General features: G+C 71.3%; 22 protein-coding genes. 13 read left to right on the top strand and 9 right to left on the bottom strand.

All coding sequences use genetic code 11. The features are described 5' to 3' along the window. Nucleotides 1-48 precede the first annotated feature (48 nt). The 6 genes from KKZ08_RS12645 (at nt 49) to KKZ08_RS12620 (ending at nt 3,901) form a co-directional block, all read left to right on the top strand. The gene (locus tag KKZ08_RS12645; RefSeq protein ID WP_223774538.1) at nt 49-894 is read left to right on the top strand and encodes a helix-turn-helix transcriptional regulator; all 846 of its coding nucleotides are present in this window, start codon (nt 49-51) and stop codon (nt 892-894) included. Between the two features lie 96 nt (nt 895-990). Continuing rightward, on the top strand, nt 991-2,124 hold the full coding sequence (dusB, locus tag KKZ08_RS12640; RefSeq protein ID WP_223774537.1) for a tRNA dihydrouridine synthase DusB: 1,134 nt from the start codon (nt 991-993) through the stop codon (nt 2,122-2,124). A gap of 26 nt (nt 2,125-2,150) precedes the next feature. Further along, complete coding sequence (locus tag KKZ08_RS12635; protein WP_223774536.1) at nt 2,151-2,696, top strand: hypothetical protein; 546 nt, start codon at nt 2,151-2,153, stop codon at nt 2,694-2,696. 101 nt (nt 2,697-2,797) lie between these two features. Beyond that, nucleotides 2,798-3,022, top strand: coding sequence for a hypothetical protein (locus tag KKZ08_RS12630; RefSeq protein ID WP_223774535.1), 225 nt, complete (start codon nt 2,798-2,800; stop codon nt 3,020-3,022). Beyond that, the gene (locus KKZ08_RS12625) at nt 3,019-3,432 is read left to right on the top strand and encodes a DNA-binding protein (protein WP_223774534.1); all 414 of its coding nucleotides are present in this window, start codon (nt 3,019-3,021) and stop codon (nt 3,430-3,432) included. Before KKZ08_RS12630 ends, KKZ08_RS12625 begins: the two co-directional genes overlap by 4 nt. A gap of 112 nt (nt 3,433-3,544) precedes the next feature. Continuing rightward, entirely contained in the window at nt 3,545-3,901 is a 357-nt protein-coding gene (locus KKZ08_RS12620) for a hypothetical protein (RefSeq protein ID WP_223774533.1), read from the top strand. Nucleotides 3,902-4,439: 538 nt separating this feature from the next. Here the strand turns inward: KKZ08_RS12620 and KKZ08_RS12615 are convergent. From KKZ08_RS12615 to KKZ08_RS12605, 3 genes are all read right to left on the bottom strand, one after another. Further along, entirely contained in the window at nt 4,440-5,096 is a 657-nt protein-coding gene (locus KKZ08_RS12615; protein WP_223774532.1) for a hypothetical protein, read from the bottom strand. A 574-nt stretch (nt 5,097-5,670) separates the two neighbouring features. After that, nucleotides 5,671-8,364: a pyruvate, phosphate dikinase gene (gene ppdK, locus KKZ08_RS12610; protein WP_223779030.1), complete on the bottom strand. Its 2,694-nt coding sequence runs from the start codon at nt 8,362-8,364 to the stop codon at nt 5,671-5,673. 480 nt (nt 8,365-8,844) lie between these two features. Then, nucleotides 8,845-10,071: an ROK family protein gene (locus tag KKZ08_RS12605; RefSeq protein ID WP_223779029.1), complete on the bottom strand. Its 1,227-nt coding sequence runs from the start codon at nt 10,069-10,071 to the stop codon at nt 8,845-8,847. A 352-nt stretch (nt 10,072-10,423) separates the two neighbouring features. Between KKZ08_RS12605 and KKZ08_RS12600 the strand changes: the two genes are divergently transcribed. The 4 genes from KKZ08_RS12600 (at nt 10,424) to KKZ08_RS12585 (ending at nt 16,557) form a co-directional block, all read left to right on the top strand. Then, nucleotides 10,424-11,887, top strand: a complete 1,464-nt coding sequence (locus KKZ08_RS12600) for a hypothetical protein (RefSeq protein ID WP_223774531.1) — start codon at nt 10,424-10,426, stop codon at nt 11,885-11,887. Further along, a complete protein-coding gene (locus tag KKZ08_RS12595; RefSeq protein ID WP_223774530.1) occupies nt 11,884-13,857 on the top strand; it encodes a glycogen debranching N-terminal domain-containing protein in 1,974 nt (657 codons plus the stop codon). Before KKZ08_RS12600 ends, KKZ08_RS12595 begins: the two co-directional genes overlap by 4 nt. A 299-nt stretch (nt 13,858-14,156) precedes the next feature. Then, nucleotides 14,157-14,396, top strand: a complete 240-nt coding sequence (locus KKZ08_RS12590; protein WP_223774529.1) for a hypothetical protein — start codon at nt 14,157-14,159, stop codon at nt 14,394-14,396. A 13-nt stretch (nt 14,397-14,409) separates the two neighbouring features. Further along, nucleotides 14,410-16,557 carry a hypothetical protein gene (locus KKZ08_RS12585; protein WP_223774528.1) on the top strand — a complete coding sequence of 716 codons (2,148 nt, stop codon included), beginning with the start codon at nt 14,410-14,412 and terminating at the stop codon, nt 16,555-16,557. 93 nt (nt 16,558-16,650) lie between these two features. On the opposite strand, the gene KKZ08_RS12580 is transcribed toward KKZ08_RS12585, so the two are convergent. Genes KKZ08_RS12580 through KKZ08_RS12570 form a run of 3 tightly spaced genes read right to left on the bottom strand, consistent with a single transcriptional unit; the run spans nt 16,651 to nt 19,699 of the window. Beyond that, nucleotides 16,651-17,487 (bottom strand): carbohydrate ABC transporter permease, encoded by an 837-nt coding sequence (locus tag KKZ08_RS12580; protein ID WP_223779028.1) that lies wholly within the window; start codon nt 17,485-17,487, stop codon nt 16,651-16,653. Between the two features lie 20 nt (nt 17,488-17,507). Next, nucleotides 17,508-18,446 carry a sugar ABC transporter permease gene (locus KKZ08_RS12575; protein ID WP_223774527.1) on the bottom strand — a complete coding sequence of 313 codons (939 nt, stop codon included), beginning with the start codon at nt 18,444-18,446 and terminating at the stop codon, nt 17,508-17,510. Then, nucleotides 18,443-19,699, bottom strand: coding sequence for a sugar ABC transporter substrate-binding protein (locus KKZ08_RS12570; protein WP_223774526.1), 1,257 nt, complete (start codon nt 19,697-19,699; stop codon nt 18,443-18,445). The genes KKZ08_RS12575 and KKZ08_RS12570 overlap by 4 nt, the downstream gene beginning before the upstream one ends. A gap of 244 nt (nt 19,700-19,943) precedes the next feature. Here KKZ08_RS12570 and KKZ08_RS12565 point away from each other — a divergent pair, with 244 nt between their 5' ends. Together KKZ08_RS12565 and KKZ08_RS12560 are read left to right on the top strand one after the other, a co-directional pair. After that, complete coding sequence (locus KKZ08_RS12565) at nt 19,944-20,525, top strand: hypothetical protein (RefSeq protein WP_223774525.1); 582 nt, start codon at nt 19,944-19,946, stop codon at nt 20,523-20,525. Between the two features lie 73 nt (nt 20,526-20,598). Further along, nucleotides 20,599-21,036, top strand: a complete 438-nt coding sequence (locus KKZ08_RS12560) for a group III truncated hemoglobin (RefSeq protein ID WP_223774524.1) — start codon at nt 20,599-20,601, stop codon at nt 21,034-21,036. Between the two features lie 50 nt (nt 21,037-21,086). Here the strand turns inward: KKZ08_RS12560 and nirD are convergent, their stop codons facing one another. From nirD to KKZ08_RS12545, 3 genes are read right to left on the bottom strand one after another with little or no spacing between them, the layout of a single operon-like run. After that, nucleotides 21,087-21,425: a nitrite reductase small subunit NirD gene (gene nirD, locus KKZ08_RS12555; protein ID WP_223774523.1), complete on the bottom strand. Its 339-nt coding sequence runs from the start codon at nt 21,423-21,425 to the stop codon at nt 21,087-21,089. Then, complete coding sequence (gene nirB / locus KKZ08_RS12550; protein ID WP_223774522.1) at nt 21,422-24,004, bottom strand: nitrite reductase large subunit NirB; 2,583 nt, start codon at nt 24,002-24,004, stop codon at nt 21,422-21,424. Before nirB ends, nirD begins: the two co-directional genes overlap by 4 nt. A 1-nt stretch (nt 24,005) precedes the next feature. Further along, nucleotides 24,006-25,295 carry an FAD-dependent oxidoreductase gene (locus KKZ08_RS12545; protein ID WP_223774521.1) on the bottom strand — a complete coding sequence of 430 codons (1,290 nt, stop codon included), beginning with the start codon at nt 25,293-25,295 and terminating at the stop codon, nt 24,006-24,008. Between the two features lie 117 nt (nt 25,296-25,412). Here KKZ08_RS12545 and KKZ08_RS12540 point away from each other — a divergent pair, with 117 nt between their 5' ends. After that, nucleotides 25,413-26,195, top strand: a complete 783-nt coding sequence (locus tag KKZ08_RS12540) for a TSUP family transporter (RefSeq protein WP_223774520.1) — start codon at nt 25,413-25,415, stop codon at nt 26,193-26,195. Nucleotides 26,196-26,202: the final 7 nt, after the last annotated feature.

Below are 26,202 nucleotides of genomic sequence, written 5' to 3'. Positions count from 1 at the left end.
TACCAGGCGCACCTGGAAACAGGCTGCGGCAGCGGGCAGCCTTGCTCCGTGACCGGTGCAGACATCCGCGGGCAGGAGCTCGCCGCCTTCCTCCGCAGCCGCCGTGAGCGCGTGACGCCCGAGCAGGTGGGGTTGGTGCGCGGTCCGAGGCGGCGCACGCCGGGGTTGCGCCGCGAGGAGGTCGCGCAGCTCTCCTGCGTGGGCGTCACCTGGTACACGTGGCTGGAGCAGGCGCGGCCCATCAAGGTGTCGGCGCAGGTCCTGGACGCCATCGCCAGGGCGCTGCTCATGGACCCGAGCGAACGCGCCCATCTCTTCGCCCTCGGCGGCGCCGTCGACCCGCGCCCCGAGGCCGAGTGCACGGCGCTGTCCGCGCAGGTCAGGCGCCTCATGCACCGGGTCGCCCCCTATCCGGCGACGGTGCAGAACGGCCGCTACGACGTCCTCGCGTACAACCGTCCCTGGACTCACGTCTTCGGCGACTTCGACGTGATGGAGCCCCGTGCCCGCAACTGCCTGTGGCTCCTGGCCACCGACGACAGGTGGCGGGCGACCTTCCTCGACCGGGACGAGATGCTGCGCGACCTGACCGCGAAGTTCCGCGCCGCCATGGCCGAGCACGGCGCGGAGCCCGCCTGGCGGGAGCTGCGGGACCGGCTGCTCGGGGTGTCCGCCGAGTTCCGCGAACTGTGGCAGCGGCACGAGGTGGCGACGGTGTCCCCACACGTCAAGCGCTATCAGCACCCGGAGGTGGGGCTGCTGCGCCTGGAGCACCGGATGCTGTGGATGGCGCCGCTGGCGCACGCGCACCGCCTCATCACGTACGTCCCCGCCGACGACGAGACGGAGGAGCGCCTGGAACGGCTGGCGGAGCTGTCCGGGGAGCAGGAGTGAAGGGCAGCCCGGGGGGCATCCGAAGAGCAGGAGTGAGGGGCAGTCCGGGGAGTGAGGGACAATAGAGGGTCCCGTCGTCCGTCCCGGAGAGCCCCCATGCCGTCCCAGCCCCTCACGATCGGCCCGCACACCGTACAGCCGCCCGTCGTGCTCGCCCCCATGGCGGGGATCACGAACGCGCCGTTCCGCACGCTGTGCCGGGAGTTCTCGGGTGGCAAGGGCCTCTTCGTCAGCGAGATGATCACGACGCGCGCCCTGGTGGAGCGCAACGAGAAGACGATGCAGCTGATCCACTTCGACGCGACGGAGAAGCCGCGCTCGATCCAGCTGTACGGCGTCGACCCGGCGACCGTCGGCAAGGCCGTCCGCATGATCGCGGAAGAGGACCTGGCCGACCACATCGACCTGAACTTCGGCTGCCCCGTCCCCAAGGTGACGCGCAAGGGCGGCGGCTCCGCGCTCCCGTACAAGCGGCCTCTGCTGCGCGCGATCCTGAAGGAAGCGGTCAGCGGCGCGGGCGATCTTCCCGTGACGATGAAGATGCGCAAGGGCATCGACGACGACCACATCACGTTCCTGGACGCGGGCCGCATCGCGGTCGAGGAGGGCGTGACGGCGATCGCGCTGCACGGCCGCACGGCCGCCCAGCACTACGGCGGCACGGCGGACTGGGACGCCATCGCGCGCCTGAAGGAGCACGTCCCTGAGATCCCGGTGCTCGGCAACGGCGACATCTGGTCGGCGGCCGACGCGGTCCGCATGATGGACGAGACCGGCTGCGACGGCGTCGTCGTGGGCCGCGGCTGCCTCGGCCGGCCGTGGCTCTTCGGTGACCTGGTCGCGGCCTTCGAGGGCACGGGCGCACCGCAGGCGCCGACCCTGCGCGAGGTCTCCGAGGTCATGCTCCGCCACGCGACGCTGCTCGGCGAGTGGATCGGCGACGAGTCGCGCGGCGTCATCGACTTCCGCAAGCACGTGGCCTGGTACCTGAAGGGCTTCGCGGTCGGCTCGGAGATGCGCAAGCGCCTCGCGATCACCTCGTCGCTGGCGGAGCTGGAGGACGGCCTCGGCGAGCTGGACCTGGACCAGCCGTGGCCGACGGGCGCGGACGGCCCGCGCGGCCGTACGTCGGGCAACAACCGCGTGGTCCTGCCGGACGGCTGGCTGAAGGACCCCTACGACTGCGCGGGCGTCGGCGAGGACGCGGAGCTGGACACGTCCGGCGGCTGACCTCCGGGGGCGAAGAGGGGGCGGCGATGACGTTGCGCGCCGATGTGGCCGCGTTGCTGGCGGAGGCCGGCATCGTGGACGTGGACGTCGACGATGCCGTTGCGGACGAGCATGTCCGATCGTCCGCCTACCAGCGCGTCGTCTCGGTGACGGCTTCCTCGCGGAGCCGCGACCGGGAGCGGGCGATCGTGGCCGCGATTCTGCCCGACCCGAACGAGCTTTCGGCCAAGACGGCGGTGGTCGCCCTCGTGGACCAGACCGCGATGAAGGCGGTCGGCCCCGCCGAGTTCCGGCAGTGGTCGGACGAACTGCTGCCGGAGATCGAACGGCTCAAGACGGAGTCGTTCCGCGAGTTCATTCGCCGGCGCATCAAGGACTGGCTGTTCTACCTGTCCGTCAAGGACAGTCACGTGCCGACGGCCGCCGAGTCGGCGGCCGTCACGGACTGGATGCAGCGCCACCTCGCCGAGTGGTCGACGTCGCCGGCGGTACTCGCCGTGATCGCCGAGTCGGCCCGCACCAGGAAGACACGGAACATCGCGAGGAACCGGGCCGGAAACCGCCTCCGTTGACCTGGAACCAGGCGCGGGTGAGGCGTGCGAAGGCAGTGGGTTTGGCGTTGGTGTTCTGGATCAGATGGTGGAACCACTCAGAGGCCGGTGGGCGCCATACGGTGACCCTCCCCGCCGAGCAGGTGGCGGAGCTGAAGAAGATCACGGACAACGTCTCCGGCTACGTGGCCGAAGCGGTCGCCAGGCAGATCCGGCACCAGCTCCTGGGGGCCGACCTGCGCAGCCACACAGACGAGCACGGTGCCTTCAGTGAGGAAGAGCTGGCCGAGGCGCGGGCGCGGATCTTCGGTACGACGTCGGCCGCCGACGGCGTGAGCGCCGCGTGAGCGGGCACATTGAGACCGTCGTCCTGGACAGCGAAGGGCTGTCGGCCTGGATGGCGCAGGACCGGAAGGTTCTGGCGATGTTCCAGGTGTTCCATGACATGGGGGCGGACCTTGTCGTCAGCGCCAACACCATCGTTGAGGTGAGCCACGGCAGGGTGAACCTGCCTCGACTGCACTGGGCGCTCTCCCGGGTCAAGGTGGAGCCGATCACGGAGGCAGCGGCCAAGGGGGCGGCCCAACTGCTCAAGGGTGCAGGTCTGCACGGACACAAGTACGCGATCGACGCCACCGTCGCGGAAGCGGCCTTGCGTCAGCCTGGCCCGGTCGCCATCCTCACGTCGGATGTCGATGACATGACCCGGCTGTGCGGCGGCAAGGCCCGGATGATCGGGCGCAGCGTGTCGCAGTAGTTCCGCACCTGCGCCGGCGGAGTGAACTCCGGGGCTGGCAGGAGGCTTTGCGCGCTCGAACCGGCCCCGTTTGGCCCTGGCGGCGCCGCGGTTGTTGTTGACGGTGATGTTGATGGGCGGCACGAAGCTGCCGCCCATGGCGCCGATGAAGCCGTCGGCGGCGGGCGTTGCCGCCGTTATGGCGCAGGAGTTCACGGAACTGGCGCTGGGCCTGGCCGAGCATGCGGCGGGGTTCGACACGGAGCTGTTCACCGGCACCGCGACGGAGTCCGAGGAGGACCGGGCGGCGCGGCTGGCCGTGGCCCGCGACGCCCTCGCCGAGCTGCGGGAGGTTGACCCGGTGGCGGCGGCCTACGCCCGTGCGCTGCTGAGGGCGAGCGACCTGCCCAAGCGGGCGCCGCGGCCCCGGCTGGCGCGCAAGGCGACGCCGCGGCGTACGGCTGTGCAGCGTGCGGCAGTGGCCGCGTGATCCGCATCGTCTCCGCGGCCTGCGCCGCGCGCCTTGCGTGTGGGGCATGCTGGGGAAGTCAGCGGGTGGGGCCATCGCCAGGCGGTGGCCGTGAGCACAGGACTTCGGGACGTGCGTAAGGCGCGCGGCTGGTCTCAGGAGCGAACTGGTTCGCGAGACCGAGCAGTACGCCCGACGGCACGTCACTGACGCTGCGCCAACCGCAAGTTTGCGGGTGTACATGCGGTCGAACGGGCGTGGAGGCATTACGAATTCGCGAAGCGCGCGGCACGGGACGGCACGCTGCGTGCATGCGGGCTGAGGTAGAAAACCCCTCTGTGGCTGGGGGGTCGTAGGCATCCACTTTGGGGCGAGCCTCAAAGATCACGGTCCCAACGTCGTGCTCTACCGGCCAGGTCCACAGACTGCCCGACGCGCCGGAAGCTTAGGGGGCCATGATCACTCGCCCCAAAGCAGCTCCCGCCCATAGCCGCTCCGCCGACCGCGCGAATTCCTGCGGTCCCTATTGGTGCGAGCGTCCCAAAAGACGAAACCAGGATCAGTCACCGAACGAGGCGGTGAATGCCTTCACTACGGTGTAAATGGCAGTCGCCGCAATGACGACCGTGGAAAGCGCCATCACCCGCCATTGGGTTACCCGGTCAGCGAGCCAATCGTCTTCGGGTGAACGTCGCCGCACATCTACATCGACTAGCGAGTGTTGACAGGTCATGGGGTGGGCGCGACCGTCGACGAGCACGGAGAAGGTCACTCGCTGCCTCTTCGCAAGGAGCCCAGGTCCAATCCTGATTTCCTGCCCCTCAATCTCGGCGGCGGGCACTCGGTTATCGAAGGGAAAAGATACAGAGGACAACACCGCGATGATCGGTGCACCCAGATCGAATGAGATCGGCTCGCCGGCATGAAACATGCTGGCAGGTATGTCCCGCCTGCCCGTGTTGGCGATCTCCACATCAACTATTCGGGGATGCTCAAGGCGCACATTGCTGTGACGTACCTCGATATCGGAGTCAGAGTGAAGCACACTCAATAGTGATGTGCCTCTGAGCTGGCAGTACGTCATGCGACGCTTGGGGTTGGCGGATCGGAGCGTCGCCCAGGCACCCAAGGTGCCTACCGCCATGGCGACGACTCCGCCGACTGTGATCGTCCAGAAAGCCTCGGATTCGTACCAAGCCGCTGCGAGTTGAACCATAGCGACCGATTAAATCATCGGCGCAAAGGCCCCTGGAGCGTCCGACGGGCAGGCACACCGACCCAGGCCAGACACCCACTCAAGCAACTTCGGGACGAAGTGGTCCTGTCAGCTGGACCCCCGAGAGGCTCCATTGACCCGTTGGGACATCGTGGACCACCCGTGGACGGCACCACTCAGTCGCTCGCACACGAGGCGCTGACCAGCGACATTTGCTGGAAGTGAACCGCCCTCCGGAACCGTATGCGGCTTCGCTGGTAGCGACCCTTCCAAGCTTTTGGCCTACGAGGTGGCTCAGCCGAAGGCCATGTCAGGGCCGACAGGAAAGCAGTGTCCTGCCGGCCACGGTCGCGGGTGGAGGGCACAACGAGGGCACAACGACTTCGCGCAGGTTCAATGACAACCAACGCCAGCAAACGCCGTTTAACCTGTTCAGAGGCTTGCCTCGACAACAACCGCAGGGAATGCCCGAAGGGGCGGCACCCCCGCACAGGGTGCCGCCCCTTCATCGGGGACCGGAGCCGTCGCCGCATCGGTTGAGGGTCGGGGACGCGGCGACGGCTCCGGGGTCTGGCTACCGGTGGTCGCTGCCCGCCGAGTGCGAGGCCGCGCGGCCCGCCTCCAGGCGGGCGACCGGGATGCGGAACGGTGAGCAGGAGACGTAGTCCAGGCCCACCTCGTGGAAGAAGTGCACGGACTCCGGGTCGCCGCCGTGCTCGCCGCAGACGCCGAGCTTCAGGTCGGGGCGCGTGGCGCGGCCGGCCTTGACCGCGTCCTTGACCAGCTTGCCGACGCCGTCCTTGTCGATCGTCTCGAACGGCGAGACCCCGAAGATGCCCTTCTCCAGGTAGGCGGTGAAGAACGAAGCCTCCACGTCGTCCCGCGAGAAGCCCCAGACGGTCTGCGTCAGGTCGTTCGTGCCGAAGGAGAAGAACTCCGCGGCCTCCGCGATCTGGTCGGCCGTCAGCGCGGCGCGCGGCAGCTCGATCATCGTGCCCAGCGCCAGCTTCAGCTCGACGCCGGTGGACTCGATGACCTCCGCGATGACCTGCTCGGCCTCCTCGCGGACGATCTCCAGCTCCTGGACGGTGCCGACGAGCGGAATCATGATCTCCGCACGCGGGTCGCCCTTGGCCTTCTTCCGCTCGGCCGCCGCCTCCGCGATGGCCCGCACCTGCATGGTGAACAGGCCGGGGATCACCAGGCCGAGGCGTACGCCGCGCAGGCCCAGCATCGGGTTCTGCTCGTGCAGGCGGTGCACGGCCTGGAGCAGGCGCAGGTCGTTCTCGTTGGCGTCCTTGCGGGACTCGGCGAGGGCCACCCGGACGGAGAGCTCCGTGATGTCGGGCAGGAACTCGTGCAGCGGCGGGTCGAGCAGGCGGATGGTGACCGGCAGCCCGTCCATCGCCTCGAAGAGCTCCACGAAGTCCCGCTTCTGCAGCGGCAGGAGCTCCTTGAGGGCGTCCTCGCGCTCCCCGTCCGCGTCGGCGAGGATCAGGCGCTCGACCATCTCGCGGCGCTCACCGAGGAACATGTGCTCGGTGCGGCACAGGCCGATGCCCTGCGCGCCGAAGCGGCGGGCGCGCAGCGCGTCCTCGGCGTTGTCCGCGTTGGCGCGGACCCGCAGCCGCCGTACGCGGTCCGCGTACGCCATGATCCGGTGCACGGCGGCGACCAGCTCGTCGGCGTCCTCGGCGCCCGCGTGCATGCGGCCCTCGAAGTACTCGACGACGGGGGAGGGCACGACGGGCACCTCGCCCAGGTAGACCTTGCCGGTCGAGCCGTCGATGGAGACGACGTCGCCCTCCTCGACGACGATGCCGCCCGGCGCGGTGAGGCAGCGCCGCTTGGTGTCGACCTCCAGTTCCTCGGCGCCGCAGACACAGGTCTTGCCCATGCCGCGCGCCACGACCGCCGCGTGGGAGGTCTTGCCGCCGCGCGAGGTCAGGATGCCCTCGGCGGCGATCATGCCGTCCAGGTCGTCCGGGTTGGTCTCACGGCGGATCAGGATGACCTTCTCGCCCGAACGCGACCACTTGATGGCGGTGTACGAGTCGAAGACCGCCTTGCCGACCGCCGCACCCGGCGACGCGGCGATGCCGCGGCCGAGCTGCTGCACCTTGGAGTCCGCGTCGAAGCGCGGGAACATCAGCTGCGCGAGCTGCGCGCCGTTGACGCGCTGGAGCGCCTCGGCCTCGTCGATCAGGCCCTGGTCGACGAGTTGCGTCGCGATGCGGAAGGCGGCGCCGGCGGTGCGCTTGCCGACGCGGGTCTGGAGCATCCACAGCTGGCCGCGCTCGATGGTGAACTCGATGTCGCACAGGTCCTTGTAGTGCGTTTCGAGGGTCTCCATGATCTGCATGAGCTGGTCGTACGACTTCTTGTCCAGCTGCTCCAGATCGGCGAGCGGCACGGTGTTGCGGATGCCCGCCACGACGTCCTCGCCCTGCGCGTTCTGGAGGTAGTCGCCGTAGACGCCCTGGTGGCCGCTGGCCGGGTCGCGGGTGAACGCGACGCCCGTGCCGGAGTCCGGGCCGAGGTTGCCGAAGACCATCGAGCAGACGTTGACGGCCGTGCCGAGGTCGTGCGGGATGCGCTCCTGGCGGCGGTAGAGCTTGGCGCGGTCGGTGTTCCACGACTCGAAGACCGAACGGATCGCGAGGTCCATCTGCTCGCGCGGGTCCTGCGGGAAGTCCCGCCCGGCCTCCGTCTTGACGATCTTCTTGAACTTGGTGACGAGCTTCTTCAGGTCGGCCGCTTCGAGGTCGGTGTCGACCGCGACCTTCTTCGCCTTCTTGGCGGCCTCAAGGGCGTCCTCGAAGAGGTCCCCGTCGACGCCGAGGACGGTCTTGCCGAACATCTGGATGAGCCGGCGGTAGGAGTCCCACGCGAAGCGGTCGTCGCCGGACTGCTTGGCGAGGCCGGTCACGGACTTGTCGGAGAGCCCGATGTTCAGGACGGTGTCCATCATGCCGGGCATGGAGAACTTGGCGCCCGAGCGGACCGAGACGAGCAGCGGGTCGTCGGCCTGACCCAGCTTCTTGCCCATCTTCTTCTCCAGGGCGTCGAGGTGCGCGCTGACCTCGTCGCGCAGCTCGGCCGGCTCCGCACCGCTGCCGAGGTACGTCTTGCACGCCTCGGTGGTGATGGTGAAGCCCGGAGGGACGGGCAGCCCGAGATTGGTCATCTCGGCGAGGTTCGCGCCCTTGCCGCCGAGAAGGTCCTTGAGGTCCTTGTTGCCCTCGGTGAAGTCGTAAACGAACTTCACCCCCTCGGTCGCCGCGGTCGTCTCACTCGTGTGAGCTACGTGGGGATCTTTGTTTTCCGACACGGGTCTCGACTCCTCGAGGACTCGGTGGCTGCCCTGACGGCGAGGAACATACCCAGATCGAAGGCGCCTGGGTACGTCCACTTGCGCGTCATGCGGCCGTAACCACCCGTCCGCCGCTAGATCGAAAGTGACTCTGCGGTAGGGAGAGGCCGACCGTTGTATTCAAGCCTTGAAGTCGCAACCCCCGTAGATCCTGGGAAACGCTCAAACGAGCGAGATATTCTCAGATGTGAGTTCACTTCATGAATGATCGAGCATTGGCACTGAGTGCCACCCCTTGGAGAAGTGCAGCCGCCCATGAAACGCTCATCTGAGCGCAAGGCCTATCAGGGGTGGCGAGAATCACGCCGTTTGAAGCGATGCGATGTCACCATCCGGACGCTCCGCGCCCGCCACGGGGGACGTCGCCCACGGCAGCTACACCCCCAGGGCGGCGAGCCGCTCCTCCGCCCGGTCCGGCGCGTACAAGTGCTCCACCACGAGCGTTGCCGCGCCGATCAGGGCCGCGCGCTCGCCCAGGCGGGAGGTGACGACGTCCAGGTGGGCGGTGGAGCGGGGCAGGGCCCGCTGGTACAGCAGCTCACGTACGCCCGTGAGGAAGGGGGTTCCGGCCAGATCTCCGGCGATCATGAGAACGCCCGGGTTCAGGAGGGTCACGACGGTCGCCAGGACCTCGCCGACGTGCCGCCCCGCCTCGCGCGCGAACCGTACGGCCTCGGGGTGGCCCGCCTCCAGGAGCGCCCGCACATCTGAGCCGGAGGCCGCCGCGACGCCCGCCTCCGTCAGCCTGCGGGCCACCGCCCCGCCGCTGGCCACGGCGGCGAGGCAGCCGTGCGAGCCGCACCGGCACAGGGCGTCCGCTCCCTCGGGCACCCGGATGTGGCCGATGTCGCCCGCGCCGCCGTCGATGCCCCGGTAGACCGCGCCGTCCACCACGACGCCCGCGCCGATCCCCGTGGAGACCTTGACCAGGGCGAAGGCCGCGCAGTCCGGGTAGTGGGTGTGCTGTTCGCCGTACGCCATGAGGTTGGCGTCGTTGTCGACGAGGACGGGGAGGTGGGAGAGGTCGGGGAAGCCGGGGAGATCTGGGAGGGCGGGGTGGATGAGGGTGGCGGAGGTGGCGGGCAGGGCCTCGGTGAACGCCCGGCGCAGGCGGGTCCTTATGTCGTAGCCGTCCCAGCCCGGCATGATCGGCGGCTGGACGACGCGGCCCGTCCCGGTGTCCACGGGGCCCGGCACGGCCAGCCCGATGCCGCAGACCGACGCGGCGGACCGCCCGCTCTCGCGCAGCAGCTCACCGAAGCGGGCGCCCAGTCCGCCGAGGACCGCGTCGGGGCCGTCCTCCACGGCGACGGGTCCCGACCGCTCGGCGATGATCTCGCCGCCGAGGGTGAGCAGGGCGGTGCGGGCGTGCCGGGTCTCCAGGGCGGCGGCGAGCACCACGGCGTGCGTCTCGTCGAACTCCAGGCGCAGCGCGGGCCGCCCGCCGAGCGGCGAGTCCACCGGGCCCCCGGCCCCCTCCCGCACCCACCCGGCCCGGAAGAGCCGCCCGAGCCGCTGCCCCACCGTGGCCCGCGACAGGCCGGTGACCTCCTGAAGGGCGCCGCGGGTGGTGGCCCGGCCGCTGCGTACGAGGTGCAGCAGTTCGGCGCCGGGCTGACCCGCGGCGGCGCGGGCGCGCGGGAGGGCGCGCGGCGGGCGCGGTGCCGTCGCCCGTGCCGGTGGGCTCGCTCACCGGGGCGCGGAGCCCTCCGTGGTGGTGCCGCGGCGTGCCGAGCCCATGAGTCCCTCCCGATCGAAAGGTGTCTTCGTCGGCGCTCACCGTACGGCCGACACGGCCCACGGCGTATTCCGGCTGGCCCCGGCGCAACCCGCCGCGTACCCCTTGTGCCCGTCAACTCAGCGTTACATATTGGGTTTTGCGCGTGAAGTAGACGTAACTCTAGAGTGCCCGACACCGAACTGACGGGACGTCGAAAGCCTCCGGGAGATCCACGTGGACCGCAGCACGACCACCCATCCCCTCGCGGCGCACCGCCCCGCCCGGCGCGCCGCCCCGTCGCGGGGCCCGCTGCGGGAGCGCGCCGCCGAGGTGCTGTGGGCGAACTGGACGGGGACCTCGACGGTGCCGTCCCGGGCGCTCTATCCGCACCAGTGGTCCTGGGACTCCGCGTTCATCGCGATCGGCCTGCGCCATCTCTCGCCGTTGCGCGCCCAGTTGGAGCTGGAGACGCTGCTGTCCGCCCAGTGGGGCGACGGCCGCATCCCGCACATCGTCTTCAACGACGCCGTGCCCCTCGACGCCTACTTCCCGAGCCCCGACTTCTGGCGGTCGGCCACGGCGGGCCGGGCGGCCGGAGCCCCCGCCGACGTGCAGACCTCCGGCATCGTGCAGCCCCCGGTGCACGCGCTCGCCGCCTGGCTCGTGCACCGCGCCGACCCCGGCCTCTCCCGGGCCCGCTCCTTCCTCGCCCGCCTCCGCCCCCGCCTCACCGCCTGGCACCGCTATCTCCTGGACGACAGGGACGCGGGTGGCGCGGGGCTCGCCGCCGTGCTGCACCCGTGGGAGCAGGGCATGGACAACAGCCCTTGCTGGGACGGCCCGTTGAGCCGCGTGGAGCCGGCGGATCCGGGCGCCTTCCGTCGCGCGGACCTGGACCACGGGGCGCCCGAGGACCGGCCGACCGACGCGGACTACGGGCGCTATGTGCGGCTCGCGGCGGACTACCGCGACCGGGGGTACGCCGACGTGACGGGACCCGACGTGCCGGGACCGCCCGACGCGGCCGGCCCCGGTGCCTCCCAGGGCGCGTTCCGCGTCGAGGACCCCGCGTTCAACGCCCTGCTGATCGCCTCGGAGTACGCACTCGCGCTGATCGACGCGGAGCTGGACGGCCCGGCGGGGCGGTCCTCCGCGCACCGCGCCCGCGCCCGGACCCTGACGGAGGCCCTCGTGGCACGCCTGTGGGACCCGGAGCGGGAGCTGTTCCTCTGCCGCGACCTGTGCTCCGGGGAACTCATCGGCGAGCGGGGCGTCACCGGACTGATCCCGCTGGTGCTGCCCGCGCTGCCGCCCGGCGTCGCCGCCGCCCTGGTGCGCACCGCCCGCGGGCCGCACTTCGGGCTCGGCGGCCCGGCGCGGCTCGTGCCGAGCCACGACCTGACCGGGGCCGCCTTCGACCCGCGCCGCTACTGGCGCGGACCGGCGTGGTTCAACACCAACTGGCTGCTGGAGAAGGGCCTCCGGCTGCACGGCGAGCAGGCCCTGGCGGACGGGCTGCGCGCGGACATGCTCGACGTGGCGGGTGCGTCCGGCTTCGCCGAGTACGTGGATCCGTACACGGGCGAGGGATGCGGCGCGCGCGGCTTCGGCTGGACGGCGGCGCTCACGCTGGACCTGCTGCGCGAGGGACGGGACGGGCTCTTCGAAGGGGCCGAAGGAGAGGGGTGGGGGGCATGAGTGACCGGCATCGGCTGCTGGTGCGGGGGCGGACGTTCGTGGCCGTCGGCGCGGGCGGCGACATCAGCGGGGTCGGCGGTGCGCGGGGCGGTGGCGCGGGGCCGGACGGCCTGTTCGTACGGGACGCGCGGCATGTGAGCCGCTGGCAGCTGACCGCCGACGGAGCCGTGCCCGAGATCCTCGCGCCGGTCGAGATGTCCGCGGCCGCCACCGACGCGGCGCGCTGCGTGCTCGTGCCGCGCGGCGGCCGCCAGGAGCCGCCTGCGTACACGATCCTGCGCGAACAGGCCGTCGCCGACGGCGCGTTCGTGGATTCCCTGCGGATCGTGAGCAACCGCCCGGTGGTGACCCGGGTGCGGATCGCGCTGACCGTGGACGCCGACTTCACCGACCAGTTCGAGCTGCGCGCCGATCACCGTACGTACGCCAAGCCGGGCGCCGTCAGGACCCGGCGGGCGCTCGACGGCGACGACGCCGTGCGGGGGGTCGAGTTCGGTTACCGGCGCGGCGAATGGCGGGCCCGCACCACGGTGACCGCCGACCCCGCGCCGGACGGCGTCGAGGAGACCGGCGCCGGCGCGCGTCGCCTCGTATGGACGCTGGAGGTCGACGCACACGACACGGTCGAGGTGGCACTGCGTGCCGTCGCGTGTTCGCATGGGGAGGCAGCGCCCCGGCCGCCCGACTCGCCCGCCGAGGCCGTACGTCAACTGGACGCGATGCGCGAAGACTTGTGGTCCGGTTTCACGCTGATCAGCGGATGGCCCGCCCTCGCCGACGCCTGCGCGCGCGGCCTCGCCGACCTCGCGGTGCTCAGGGTCCCGGCGACGGGCCCGGACGGCGAGGCGCTGAGCGTGCCGGGCGCGGGCGTGCCCTGGTTCCTGACCCTGCTGGGCCGCGATGCCCTGCTGACCTCGCTCTTCGCCCTGCCCTATGTGCCGGACCTGGCCGCGGCGACGCTGCCCGCGCTCGCCGCGACGCAGGCCACGGAGACCGTCCCGGGCGCGGTCGCCCAGCCCGGCAAGATCGTCCACGAGGTGCGGCACGGCGAACTCGCCCACTTCGGTCAGGTGCCGTTCGGCCGCTACTACGGCTCGGTCGACGCGACGCCGCTGTTCCTGGTGCTGCTCGGCGCGTACACCGAGCAGGCGGGGGACACCGCGCTCGCCCGCCGCCTCGAACCGGCCGCGCGCGCCGCCGTCGGCTGGATGCTGGACCACGGCGGGCTCACCTCGCGCGGCTACCTCGTCTACCGCGCGGACCAGGGCGGCCTCGCCAACCAGAACTGGAAGGACTCGCCCGGCGCGATCTGCTCCGCCGACGGCAGCGGGGCGAGCGGGCCGGTCATGGCCGCGGGCGCGCAGGGGTACGCGTACGACGCCCTGTGCCGCACCGCCTGGCTGGCGCGGACGGTCTGGGGCGACCCGGTGTACGCGGATCTGCTCGCGCAGGCGGCGGCCGATCTGCGCGACCGCTTCCAGCGGGACTTCTGGATGCCGGGGCAGAACTTCCCGGCCCTCGCGCTGGACGGCGAGGGCCGGCAGGCCGACGCGCTCGCCTCGGACGCCGGGCACCTGCTGTGGTCGGGCCTGCTCGACAAGGAGTACGGCGAGGCGGTGGGCCGGCGGCTCCTGGAGCCGGACTTCTTCTCGGGCTGGGGCGTGCGGACGGTGGCGGCCGGGCAGCCCGCGTTCCATCCGCTCTCCTACCACCGGGGTTCGGTGTGGCCGCACGACAACGCCCTGATCGCGCTGGGCCTCGCGCGCTACGGCCTGCACGACGAGGCCCGCACGGTGGCGCGCGGCCTGGTCTCCGCCGCCGCCACGGCGGACGGCCGCCTGCCGGAGGTCCTCGCGGGCTACGACAAGGCGGCGTACCCGGTGCCGGTCCCGTACCCCCACGCGTGCGCCCTGGAATCGAAGTCGGCGGCGGCACCGCTGGCGTTGCTGACGGCGGTGGGCGGGGCGTGACGCGTCTCCTATTCGGGAGGCGTCAAATAGTCAATAGGGCAAATAAGTTCGAGCGAGCGAATGGATGAGCGGGCGGGTGTTTGAGTAGGTGCCGGTTCGAGGTCGTCACCGGTTGATTTTCCTAACCGCACCTTAATGGGGTGTGTGTTCGACTTCCCTCATTGTGGTGAATCTTCTTACGAGGGGGTAATCGGACCTGCGGAGATGCCACAATCACTCCTGTCTCTAACGCCCCTCTGCGGAACGGGTGTTGGCCCATGGGTCGACGTACGGCCGCGCCTTTCCGAAGGGTCTCAGCCATGCCTTCATTCTCCGAATCCGACCGTCCTTCCGACGAATTCGACGAGGAGACTCGGCGAAAGCAGCGGGAGTTGGCCGAATCGGAGGCCAAAGAGGCACGCTGCCTACGGGTGAGGAACGTGCTGCGTGCGATGCAAGTCGGCATCGCCGTAGCAGGGGCGGAGACGGGCAACCCTGCTTACCGGTCGGCGGGAATGGTCGTTCAGTGGGTCATCGACCGAATTGAGGACTCCGAATGATGCGAGGCAAGGCATGAGCAAGGCCGCAAGCGACAAGCCGTTCCCGATTCCGGTGTCCCTGGGGCGGCAGGAGGCCTGGATCGAGGCAGTGTTGGCCACCGAGGGCGTGAACGTTCCCCGGGGTGCCCTGGAGAACATCGCCCCCTTCATCGTCGACCCCGAGGACACGCTCAGCGAGCCCGGCGACCGGGGCCGACGCACGCTCAAGAGCGGCACCGTCCGCCGTGTCCGGACGGATGCCGGTGACATGGTCGTCGCCGTCGTCCGGATGCACGGCGTCGGCGGCGTCCAGTGGGGCCACAACGAACGGATCAGCTCCATCTGGCGATCCGTCGCGGATCCGACGGTCGGCCGGGGGACCGAGCGGACGCTGGCCTCGGTCCGGCCATGGATGGGCGTCGATGACGAGGGTCGCGAGACGTGCCTCGCCGCGCTGGAGAGCACGGTGGCGGACCGGCGGGCACTGATGATGAACGCCGAGGACGCGGCGGACGCGCTGAAGCGGCGGGACAGGGTACGCCCGTACGATCTTGAGGAGGATCTCGTACTCAACGGGCAACAAGACCCCGGAATGTACGTTCCCCAGCAGGTGCGTCTCGAACAGAATCCGGAAAAAGATGCGGACGGTAATCCACTTTACCCGGAGTCCTATTGGGGGTGGATGGCTGTTCGAGGAAATAATCGAACACAGAAAAGGCAGTCGATTTTCCAGCTGACGTCCGGCGAGGTGCTGGCCGGAGTTCCGGTCGAGAAGCTGGAGCGGGACGGAGACGAGGTCATCTGCGACCCGCGTGTCTGGCTCCCTGAATTCTCCGCCGTGCTCAACCGGGAGTACGCGGAGACGGCCGACGACGAACTAGACCCCACGGGGGGTTCACGGGCGCGCAGGGCCGCCGCCATCGCGGTGGTGGACGCGCACCTGGTGATCGGCACCCCGACCCCGCAGCGCCTCTACCGCATCGTCCAGATGAACAACCGGCGCGATCACGTCCACCCCCCGCTGGAGTTCGACGCCCTCGACCGCTCGCGTGCGCTGGGGCGGAGCGTGCTCGGGATGTACGTGGCCCAGCGGGTCATGGACGAGAAGACGGCGGAGGTCCTCGCCGGGCTGGCGCCCATCCGTGAACTGCCCGACGCTTCACCGGACATGACGGTCTCGGAACTGCGGGACTTGCGCTCGATGCGGCTGCTCCAGGAACTGTTCCCGGTCGATCCGCGCAAGCGGCTCCTGCTGCGGCGTGCACTCAGCGAGAACCCGCCGTCACAGCTCAAGGCCTCCGAGATCAACCAGCGGGCCCGTACCTGGTCCGCGCTCACGTCCGAGAGCTACCCCATGCCCTGGAACCCCCGTGTGGGGCAGGTCTTTCCCACCAAGGTCCGCGAGGGCATCGTCCTGTCCGGACGCAGGCTGCCGGAGCTGTTGGCCGCCGCCGGCACCGATGACACGGCCTTCGACGAACTGGTGTCCTACCGCGCGGCCCACTGGCTGGCGTCCTTCGGCATCATCGAAGCGGACCGGGGCTCGCTCGACGGGCAGGAGGCGATCGCCGACACCGGGGAGCGGGTGCGCCGCTCCCGCCGCACCGTCATGAACTGCCTCCAGGCCCTCCGCCACGAGAAGAGTAGGCCGGCGGCGGTGGCACTCCTGAGGTCACTGGCCGCTGCCATGGACGACAGCGACCGGCGGCCCTGGCGGGTCAGCAGCTCGGGGAAGGAGATGGTGGGCCGCGAGATGACGCCGCTCTGGTTCGACTCCGAGTTCCCCAAGGACACCGGGACGAGGCCACGCAAGGCGGCGGCCGTGACCACCCCCCTGCCCGCGCCCGCCCCTGTGCCCGTCCCCGCGCCCGCTCCCACGCCCCCGTCGGCCCGCCCGTGCCCGCACTCACCCCGGCCCCGGCCCCGGCCGCGCCCGCCGCCGTGGCGCCCCCGCTCACCGTGCCGTTCCCGGCCCCGTCCGTCCCTCCGCCCCCCGGCGCCGCCGGGAAACCGCTCACCCCCGAGGCACTGGTGGACCTCATGGAGGCGCACATCCAGGCACTGCACGCGGCCTCCGGCGAGCTGGGTGATCTCGTCGGCGAGCTCACCGACCAGGCCGGGGCGGCGTCCGGCGCCCATCCCCTCACCCGGCAGCGGGCGGACCTGGCCGTACGCCTGCTGAACCAGACACTGGCCAGACTGCGCAAGCTGCCGGAGCTCATGGAGGACCTGACCGAACCGGAGTGAGGCGGGGCGGCCACGGCAGGGGGGAGGTTCAGTCGTCGATGCCCGATCTCTCCACCCCCGCCACGATCCACCGCTGGAAGAACAGGAAGACCACGAGGATCGGCACGATCGACACCGCCGCCGCGACGAACAGCTGGTGCAGCCGGATGACCTGGGAAGTCGTGAACGTGGCCAGCGCCACCTGGACCGTCCACGCCTCCCGGTCCTGGCCGATCACCAGTGGCCACAGGAAGGAGTTCCACGCGCCGATGAACACGATCGTGCCGACGGCCGCGAAGACGGGACGGGAGTTCGGGACGACCACGCGCCAGTACGTACGCCAGTAGCCGAGGCCGTCCACCCGGGCCGCGTCCTCCAGCTCCCTCGGGAAGCCGAGGAAGTACTGCCGGAAGACGAAGCACGCGAAGGCCGAGAAGAGCGTCGGGATGATCAGGCCGCGCAGGGTCGACACCCAGCCGAGGGACGAGACCAGCACGAAGCTCGGTACGAAGGTGACGGCCGCCGGGACCATCATCGTGCCGAGGATCGCGTAGAAGACGCGGTCGGCGTGGCGGTAGGGGACGCGCGCCAGGCCGTACCCGGCGAGTGAGGCGAGGACGACCGTGCCGAGGGTCGTGGCGACGGCGATCAGCGACGAGTTGAGCAGGGCGCGCGCCATCGGCACCGTCGGGTCGTCGAAGAGCTCCGAGAGGTTCGACCAGCGCAGCGTGGTGGGGAAGAACGTCCAGTCGGGGGAGGTGATGTCCTCCTCGGACGCGAGGCCGTTGCGGACGAGGAGGTAGAAGGGGATCAGGAACAGCAGGGCGAGCGCGAACAGCAGGACGACCCGCAGCGCGCGGCCCGCCCGGACCAGGGCGTCGTCCATGGGCCTTTTCGAGGGTGCCGTCACCGCTGTCGGTCCTCCTTCCCGCCGAGGCCGAACCAGCGCGCCTGGCCGACCGTCACCACCGCGATGACCAACGCGAGGATCACCGCGCCTGCGCTGCCGAATCCGAGGTTCTGCTCCTGGCCGAGCGCCGTGTAGTAGAGGTAGACGAGCGGCGGGCGGGCGTAGGGCGGATAGCCCTGGGAGTCCGAGAGCAGGTTGTAGAACTCGTCGAAGGCCTGGAAGGCGTTGATCACCAGGAGCAGCGTCACCGCGATCGACGTCGCGCGCAGCTGCGGGAGCGTGACGTGGCGCAGGACCTGCCAGCCGGGCCGCGCGCCGTCCACCGCCGCCGCCTCGTAGAGGGTGGGGGAGATCCGTTGCAGACCCGCCAGGAAGAGGATCATGTAGAAGCCCGCCTGGAGCCAGAGCCGCAGCGTGACGATGACCAGCCAGTACCAGGGCGGCTCCGTCGTGGAGAGCCACGCGATCTGGTCGGCGCCGAACCAGCCGAGGACGGTGTTGGCGAGCCCGAACCGCACGCCGTTGAAGATCGACAGCTTCCAGATCAGCGCCGCCACGACGTAGCTGCACGCGGCGGGCAGGAAGAAGACCGACCGGAAGAACGCCTGCGCCCGGTGCATGCGGTTGACCATCAGGGCGAGCGCGAGCGACAGGACGAACGTGGTGGGCACGATGAACGCCGAGAAGACCGCGAAGGTGACGAGGCTGCCGGTGAACGCCTCGTTCCGCAGCATCGACGTGTAGTTGTCGAAGCCGACGAAGTCGGTGGGGGAGACGGTGTTGTGGGCGTCGAAGAAGCTGAGGTAGACGCTCCAGGCGAGCGGTACGTATGTGAAGAGGACCAGGCCCAGCGCGAAGGGTCCGACGAACACCCAGAACCAGAGGGTGCGGTTCTGGGTGCCCAGCGGCTTCCTTCCCGGCAACGTCCGCCTCACCGCTTCTTCTTGACCCGGGCCAGCTCCGCCCGTACCTCGCGCATGACGGACCTGAGCTCGCTCTCCGGGTTCGCGCCGGACTTGATGATCCGGCTCAGCGCGTCCTGGTAGGCGGTGCGGCTCGCCGGTGTCCACAGCAGCGGCTGGGCGTAGCCGTACTCGGTGGAGTAGCGCACGGCGTCCTCCGCCGGCCCCTCCTTCAGCTTGTCGGCCTTCTTCGCGAGGGAGAGCCGGGCCGGGATGTGGAAGCCGTAGGAGAGCGCGAAGTCCTCCTGGTACTCCGTCCTGTCGATCCACAGCCACTTCAGGAAGTCCTTCGCCTCCTCCTTGTGGTCGCTGCGGGCGTTCACCGCCGCGCCGTACGACCCGACGGGCAGCGCGGGCCTGCCGCCCGAGCCTTCCGGGGGCAGGGCGAGGACACCGAAGTCGTCGCCCAGCGCCTCGCGTACGGCGGGCAGCGCCCACAGGCCGCACCACTGCATGGCGGTCAGCTCCTGCGTGAACGCCGAGGGGTCCGACCAGTCGGAGGGCGCGCCGAGCAGCAGTGACTTGTCGGCGTACAGCTGGCGCAGTCTGCCGAGGGCGCGGGCGGCGGCCGGGTCGTCGAAGCCGACCTCGCCGTCCTCCGTGACCGACTCCAGGCCGGCCGCGTACAGCGGGGTGATGCCGAGGGCGCCCGCGCCGCCGTCGTTGCCGAGGAAGAGGCCCTTCACCTTCTTCGTCGTCAGCGCCTTCGCCGCGTCGACCAGCGCCGCCAGGCTCCGGGGCGGCTCGACGCCCGCGTCGTCGAGCAGGCTCTTGCGGTAGTAGAGCAGGTGCATGTCGACGACCTGGGGGATCGCCCAGATCTTCCCGTCGTACGTCTTCGGGGCGAGCACCGCCGGGTCGAAGTCGTCCTTCACCCCGTCGAACAGGTCGGTGAGGTCGACGACCTGCCCCTTGCGGATCTGGTCCAGGGAGGGGCCGTTGACCTCGAAGACGTCGGGCCCGGAGTCGGTGAGCAGGGCCGCGGCGGTCTGCTCGTCGTAGTTGCCGGGCCGCCACTGCACTTGGACGTCGGCCTTCTCGTACGCGGCGGCGTACCGCTTCACGGCCTGCTCGGTGCCCGCCTCGCCGTACTGGTGGTACCACTGCGCGAGCCGCGGGCCCTTGCCGCCCGAACCCCCGCCGCCACGCCCCGTGTTCGACCCGCACGCGGTGAGCAGGCCGAGCGCCGCGCCGGTCCCGAGCAGTGTCCTGCGGCTGATGGTCATGCCGGTCGTCTCCCTACGTGAGGTCGGAGTACCTGTGCGTGTGCGTGTACGTGTCGGCCCAACGATCAACCATGCGCGGCGATTACGACAGTGGTGTTGCGGCCGAGTGTCACGCTTCGGGGACCGGAAGCCGGGAGCCGGGGGTGTGTGTCGCGTCAGCGCTCCGTCAAGGTGTCCACCTCGGGTGTATGTGCGGCGTCAAGGGTGGCGCCATGGCCGCGCGGCGCGTCCTACGGTGCCGCACATGGGACACGACAGGACGATCCGGGGCGCTTCCCGGCGCGGTGCGGTGCGGGGCAGCGGCCACCGGAGCGCCGGCGGCACGGCGGACACGGTGACTGACCGGAATTGGACGGCCCAGGTGCGGTCCGCCGCCCTGTGCGCGCTGGGGCTGCTGGTGCTCGTGGTCCTCCTCGACCTGGTCAGCGGCACCTTCACCGCGCTCAGGCTCGCCCTGTGGTGGGGGCTCGCCGCGCTGCTGTACGTGGTGCTGCACCCCGCGCGGGTGACGGCGGGCCCCGGCTGGCTCGCCGTCCAGGGGCTCGGCCGGCGCAGGCACGTCTGCACCGGCCTGCTGACCGCCGTGCGCTACAGCGAGGGCGTGGCGGCGCGGCTGGTCCTGTGCGACTCGCTCGGCCACCGCGTCGAGCTCGACCCCCGGGTCCTCGTCGCCGACCCGCTGCTGCTGCACCGGCTGGACCGGGGGGCCCGCGCCGCGCGGGAGGCCGGGCTGCTCAGGACGGGCTGCGCCGAGCTGCGGCGGCTCACCGAGCAGGTCGACGGGGCGGCGGCGCGCGGCGTGTTCGAGGCGTCGGACCTGCGGTAGGGCGGGGCCTGCGTCCCCTGCCGCGTGACCTTCGGGCCTGGGGGCGGCGCGGTAGATGGGGGAAACTGCCGGTATGGACATCGCCACCCGAGCCGACCTCGACGTACTGCTCCGCCGCTTCTACACGGCCGCGTTCGCCGATCCGCTCATCGGCCCGTTCTTCACGGAGATCGCCGGGACCGACCTCGATGTCCACCTCCCGCGCATCACCGACTTCTGGGAACGCGCGCTCTGGCGCACCGCCGACTACCGGCGCGACGCCTTCGCCCCGCACGCCGCGCTGCACACGGCCCGCCCGTTCACCGCCGAGCACTTCGGCCGCTGGGTGCAGCTGTGGCACGCCACGGTCGACGGGCTGCACCGCGGCCCGAACGCGGACCGCGCGAAGGCGCAGGGCGAGCGGATCGCGCTCGCCCTGCTGCGGCGCCTCGGCGGCAAGGACGCGCCCACCGCCGGGGACGGCCCCGGCTTCGTCCCGCTGGCGGCGGTGGAACTGCGGATGGCCGCGTAGAGCGTAGGGCGTAGAGGCGGCCCGGAGAGCGTCGGGCGAGCGGCGGCCGGTCAGGCGATCCGCACGGGATGCGTCTGGACGGCGACCTCGTCGTCGTCCAGGCACCGCCCCGTCTCCAGGTCGAACCGCTGCTTGAGGAGCGGCGAGGCGACGAACGGACGGCCGGCCTCGGAGCCGAGCAGGCCCCGGGAGAGCACCGCGGCGCCCGTGAACGGATCGCGGTTGTCGATGGCGTACGCGCGTCCCTCGCGGTCGAGGAAGAGCGCCGCCTGGCGGCCGTCGGGCAGCAGGGCGGCGATGCCCCGGCCCGGGGTCAGCCGGGCGCGCTCGCAGACCTCGAACCAGTCGTCGGCGTAGCGCAGGTGGACACGCGTGGGGGCGGTGCTCATCGGGAGGCTCCTTCCAGGGGGCGGGGGCCGATGGACAGCAGGGGCAGGTCCGGCTTGATCTGGTCGCGCTCCGGGACGAAGCCGACCGTGGGGTCCGGCACGCCCGGCGCGTTCACGAAGGACACGAAGCGCGCGAGCCGCTCCGGGTCGTCGAGGGTCTCGGCCCACTCGTCGCGGTAGTGCGTGACGTGGTCGGCCATCAGCGCCTCCAGCTCGGCGCAGATGCCGAGCGAGTCGTGGACGACCACGTCGCGTACGTGGTCGAGGCCGCCGTCGATCCGCTCCAGCCAGGCCGCGGTGCGCTCCAGGCGGTCGGCGGTGCGGATGTAGAACATCAGGAACCGGTCGATGAGACGGACCAGTTCCGCGTCGTCCAGGTCCTGCGCGAGCAGGTCGGCGTGGCGCGGGGTCGCGCCGCCGTTGCCGCCCACGTACAGGTTCCAGCCGCTCGCCGTGGCGATCACGCCGAAGTCCTTCGACTGGGCCTCGGCGCACTCGCGGGCGCAGCCGGAGACCGCCGACTTCAGCTTGTGCGGGGCGCGCAGGCCGCGGTAGCGCAGCTCCAGGTCGATGGCCATGCGCACGGAGTCCTGCACGCCGTAGCGGCACCAGGTCTGCCCGACGCAGGACTTCACGGTGCGCAGCGCCTTGCCGTAGGCGTGCCCGGACTCGAAGCCCGCGTCCACAAGGCGCGTCCAGATCATCGGCAGTTGCTCCACGCGGGCCCCGAAGAGGTCGATGCGCTGACCCCCGGTGATCTTCGTGTAGAGGCCGAAGTCCCGCGCCACCTCGCCGATGACGATGAGCTTCTCCGGGGTGATCTCGCCGCCGGGGATGCGGGGCACCACCGAGTAGGAGCCGTTCTTCTGGAGGTTGGCCAGGAAGTGGTCGTTGGTGTCCTGGAGCGCGGCCTGCTCGCCGTCCAGGACATACCCCTCGGCGCCGATCGTCGGGGCCAGCGAGGCGATGATGGAGCCGACCGTCGGCTTGCACACCTCGCAGCCCTCGCCGCCGCGCGCCGCCTCACGGCCGTGCCCGTCGAGCAGCGCGCGGAACGACGTGATCCGCAGGACGCGCACGATCTCGTACAGCTCCTGACGGGTCTGCCCGAAGCAGCCGCACAGCCCCTTGTCGCCGGACTGCGGAAGGAGCTGCCCGATGACCTTCACGCAACTGCCGCAGCCCGTACCGGCCTTGGTGCACTTCTTGACCTCGGGCAGCGTGGCGCAGGCCTGGATGGCTTCCTTGGTGACGTTGTGGCAGCTGCAGATCACCGCGCTGCCCGGCAGCGACTCCGGGCCGAGCGCGACGGGGGCGCCCGCGCCCTCGGGCAGCACCAGCTGCTCGGGCGGCAGCGGCGGCACGGTCCCGGTGAGCGGGCGCAGCAGGCCGTACGCCTCCGCGTCGCCGACGAGGATGCCGCCGAGCAGCTCACCGCCCGCGCCGATCACCAGCTTCTTGTACGTGCCCGAGCGCGAGTCGGAGTAGACGACGTCGAGGCAGCCCTCCGCCGTGCCGTGCGCGTCGCCGAAGGAGGCGACGTCGACGCCGAGGAGCTTCAGCTTGGTCGACAGGTCGGCGCCCGTGAAGCGCGCCCTGCGGTCGGCGGCGATGGCGGCGGCGGCCGTCTGCGCCATCTCGTACCCGGGCGCGACCAGACCGTAGACGCGGCCGTCCACGGCCTGCGCGCACTCGCCGATCGCGTACACGTCCGGGTCGCTGGTGCGGCACTGCTCGTCCACGGTGATGCCGCCGCGCTCGCCGACCGCCAGACCGTGGTCGCGGGCCAGCTGGTCGCGCGGGCGGACACCGGCGGAGAACACCACGAGGTCCGTGGCGAGCTCTTGGCCGTCGGAGAGCTTCATGGCGGTGACCGCGCCGTCCCCGTCGGTCACGATCTCCTGCGTGCCGGTGCCCGTGTGGACCGTCAGGCCCATGCCGGTGATGGTGCGCAGGAGCGCCGCGCCGCCGCCCTCGTCGACCTGCACCGGCATCAGCCGCGGCGCGAACTCCACGACGTGCGTGGCGAGTCCGAGGCCGCGCAGCGCGCCCGCCGCCTCCAGGCCGAGCAGACCGCCGCCGACCACCGCGCCGGTCGTCGCGCGCTTCTTCGCGTACTCCTCGATGGCGAGGAGGTCCTGGATGGTGCGGTAGACGAAGCAGCCCGTCGCGTCCTTGCCCGGCACGGGCGGCACGAAGGGGTACGAACCGGTGGCGAGGACCAGCGTGTCGTACGGGACGACGCGCCCGGAGCGGGCCGTGACCGTCCTCCCCTCGCGGTCGAAGCTCTCGGCGGGCTCGTCGACGTACAGCTCGATGCCGTGCGCGTCGAGGAACTCCCGGTCGGTGAGGGAGAGTTCGTCGGGCGTGCGGCCCGAGAAGTACGAGGTGAGCTGCACCCGGTCGTAGGCGGGGCGCGGCTCCTCGCAGAGCACCACGATCCGGTGGCTCGCCGCGAGACCGCGCTCGACGGCGGCCTCCAGGAAGCGCTGGCCGACCATGCCGTGGCCGACGAGCACGATCGTGGGGCGGTGGTGTGGGGCCCGCGGGGTGTGTACGGGGTTCGGGGGTGTCGGCATGTCAGCGGCCTCCGATGGGGGTCTGCCCTGCTCGAACGGAGTCGAGAGCTTGGGGATGGGTGAGCAGGTGGAGCAGGGGGCTGTCGTCGTCGGGCAGCGGGTCGTCCGCCTCCCAGGCGCGGGCGAGCGCGCCCACCGAGGCCAGGTCGCCGAGCAGGACGCCGCCGACCAGGCGGTCGCCGCGGACGACGACCTTGCGGTAGGTGCCACGGGTGGCGTCCGTGAGCTGGATGACGTCGTCGTCGGGGTGCGGCTCGGGGTCGCCGAACGCCGCCAGGTCCAGCGGACCCGGGCCCGCGAGGGTGAGGCGGGTGAGCATGCGGCTGCCGGTGTAGGGGGCAGCGCCACGGCCGAGGAGGTCGTCGGCGAGCGCGTCGGCCTGTTCCAGGGCGGGCGTCGCCAGGCCGTAGACGCGGCCCGCGTGCTCCGCGCAGTCACCGACGGCGCGGATGTGCGGGTCGGAGGTGCGCAGCCGGTCGTCCACGACGATGCCCTTGCGTACGTCGAGTCCGGCGGCCAGCGCCAGACCGGTACGGGGGCGCACGCCGCAGGCGAGGACCGTCAGATCGGTGTCCAGCGAGTAGCCGTCGGCGAGCTCCACGCTGCGCACGGCCCCGTCGGTGACACCGACCCCGCGCACCCGGCACTCGGTGTGCACCTCGACGCCGAGGCCGGTCAGGTGCGCCCGCACCAGCTCCGAGGAGGCCGGGTCGAGCTGACGCTCCATGAGCCGCTCGGCCTGCTGCGTCAGGACGACCTGCGCGCCCCGCTCGGCCAGCGCGCGGGCCGCCGAGACGCCGAGGAGACCGCCGCCGATGACCACGACGCGGACGCCGGGCGTGACGGCGGCGGACAGGGCCAGGCAGTCGTCCATCGTCCGGAAGGCATGCACCCCGCCCGGCAGCTCCCGGGCGCCGGGCGCGAACAGGCCGCGCAGGGGCGGCAGTACGGGGTTGGAGCCGGTCGCGAGGATCAGGGTGCCGTAGGGGACGACGGTACCGTCCGCGCAGTGCACCCGGCGCTCCGCGCGGTCGACGCGGACCACGCGGGTGCGCAGGGTGGTGCCGGGCGGCTTCGGCAGGGTGATCACGTCCGCGCCGTACCGGCCCGCGAGGACCTCCGCGAGCAGCACGCGGTTGTACGGGGCGTGGTCCTCCTCGCCGATGAGTACGGTGTCGGGGCCTCCGGGACCTCCGGCGCCTCCAGTGCCTTCGGGACTTTCGGCGCCGAGGCGCTGCGCTACGCGGGCGCCGGCCAGGCCCGCGCCGATCACCACTGCCGTGGATGTCATGCTCAGCAGCCTGCGGGGCGGGTGTTTCCCGGCCGGGGCCGCGTTGTTTCTCCGGGGGAACGGTGCGCTCAGCGTCCGCTCGGGGGTGGTGTGAGGGTTGGCTATAGGGTCGCGATCATGCCTGACATATCCATGACCACGGTCGTCGTGCTCTGCGTCGCCGCCCTCGCGGCCGGCTGGATCGACGCCGTGGTCGGTGGCGGCGGACTGCTGCTGCTCCCCGCCCTGCTGCTCGGCCTGCCGGGCGGTACCCCGGCCGCGCACGCCCTCGGCACGAACAAGGCGGTGGCGATCGTCGGTACGACGGGCGCCGCGGTGACCTACGTGAAGAAGACCCCCGTCGACGTGCCCACCGCCGTCCGGATCGGCCTCGCCGCGCTCGCCGGGTCGATGGGCGGCGCCTTCTTCGCGGCGGGGATGAGCACCGACGTACTGAAACCCGTGATCATGGTGGTGCTCGTCGCCGTCGGCAGCTTCGTGATGCTGCGGCCCGCCTTCGGCACCGCGCCCGCCGCGGAGCCCGCCTCACCGAAGCGGATCCTCGCCGCGATCGGCCTCGCGGGCCTCGGCATCGGCTTCTACGACGGCCTCGTCGGCCCCGGCACGGGCACCTTCCTCGTGCTCGCCCTGACCGCCGTGCTCCACCTCGACCTGGTCTCCGCGTCGGCCACCGCGAAGATCGTCAACTGCTGCACCAACGCCGGCGCCCTCGCGATGTTCGCCTGGCAGGGCGCCGTCCTGTGGCAACTGGCCGCGCTGATGGCCCTCTTCAACCTCGCGGGCGGCATGTTCGGCGCCCGCACGGCGCTCAAGAAGGGCAGCGGTTTCGTCCGGATCGTGCTCCTGACCACCGTCTTCGGGCTCGTGGTGAAGATGGCGTACGAACAGTGGGTCGCCTGAGCCCCGG

The sequence above is a fragment of the Streptomyces sp. 135 genome (assembly GCF_020026305.1).
Taxonomy (GTDB): Bacteria; Actinomycetota; Actinomycetes; order Streptomycetales; family Streptomycetaceae; genus Streptomyces.
The sequence above is the reverse complement of the archived record's forward strand: the minus strand, read 5'-3'. Positions and strand labels throughout refer to the sequence as shown.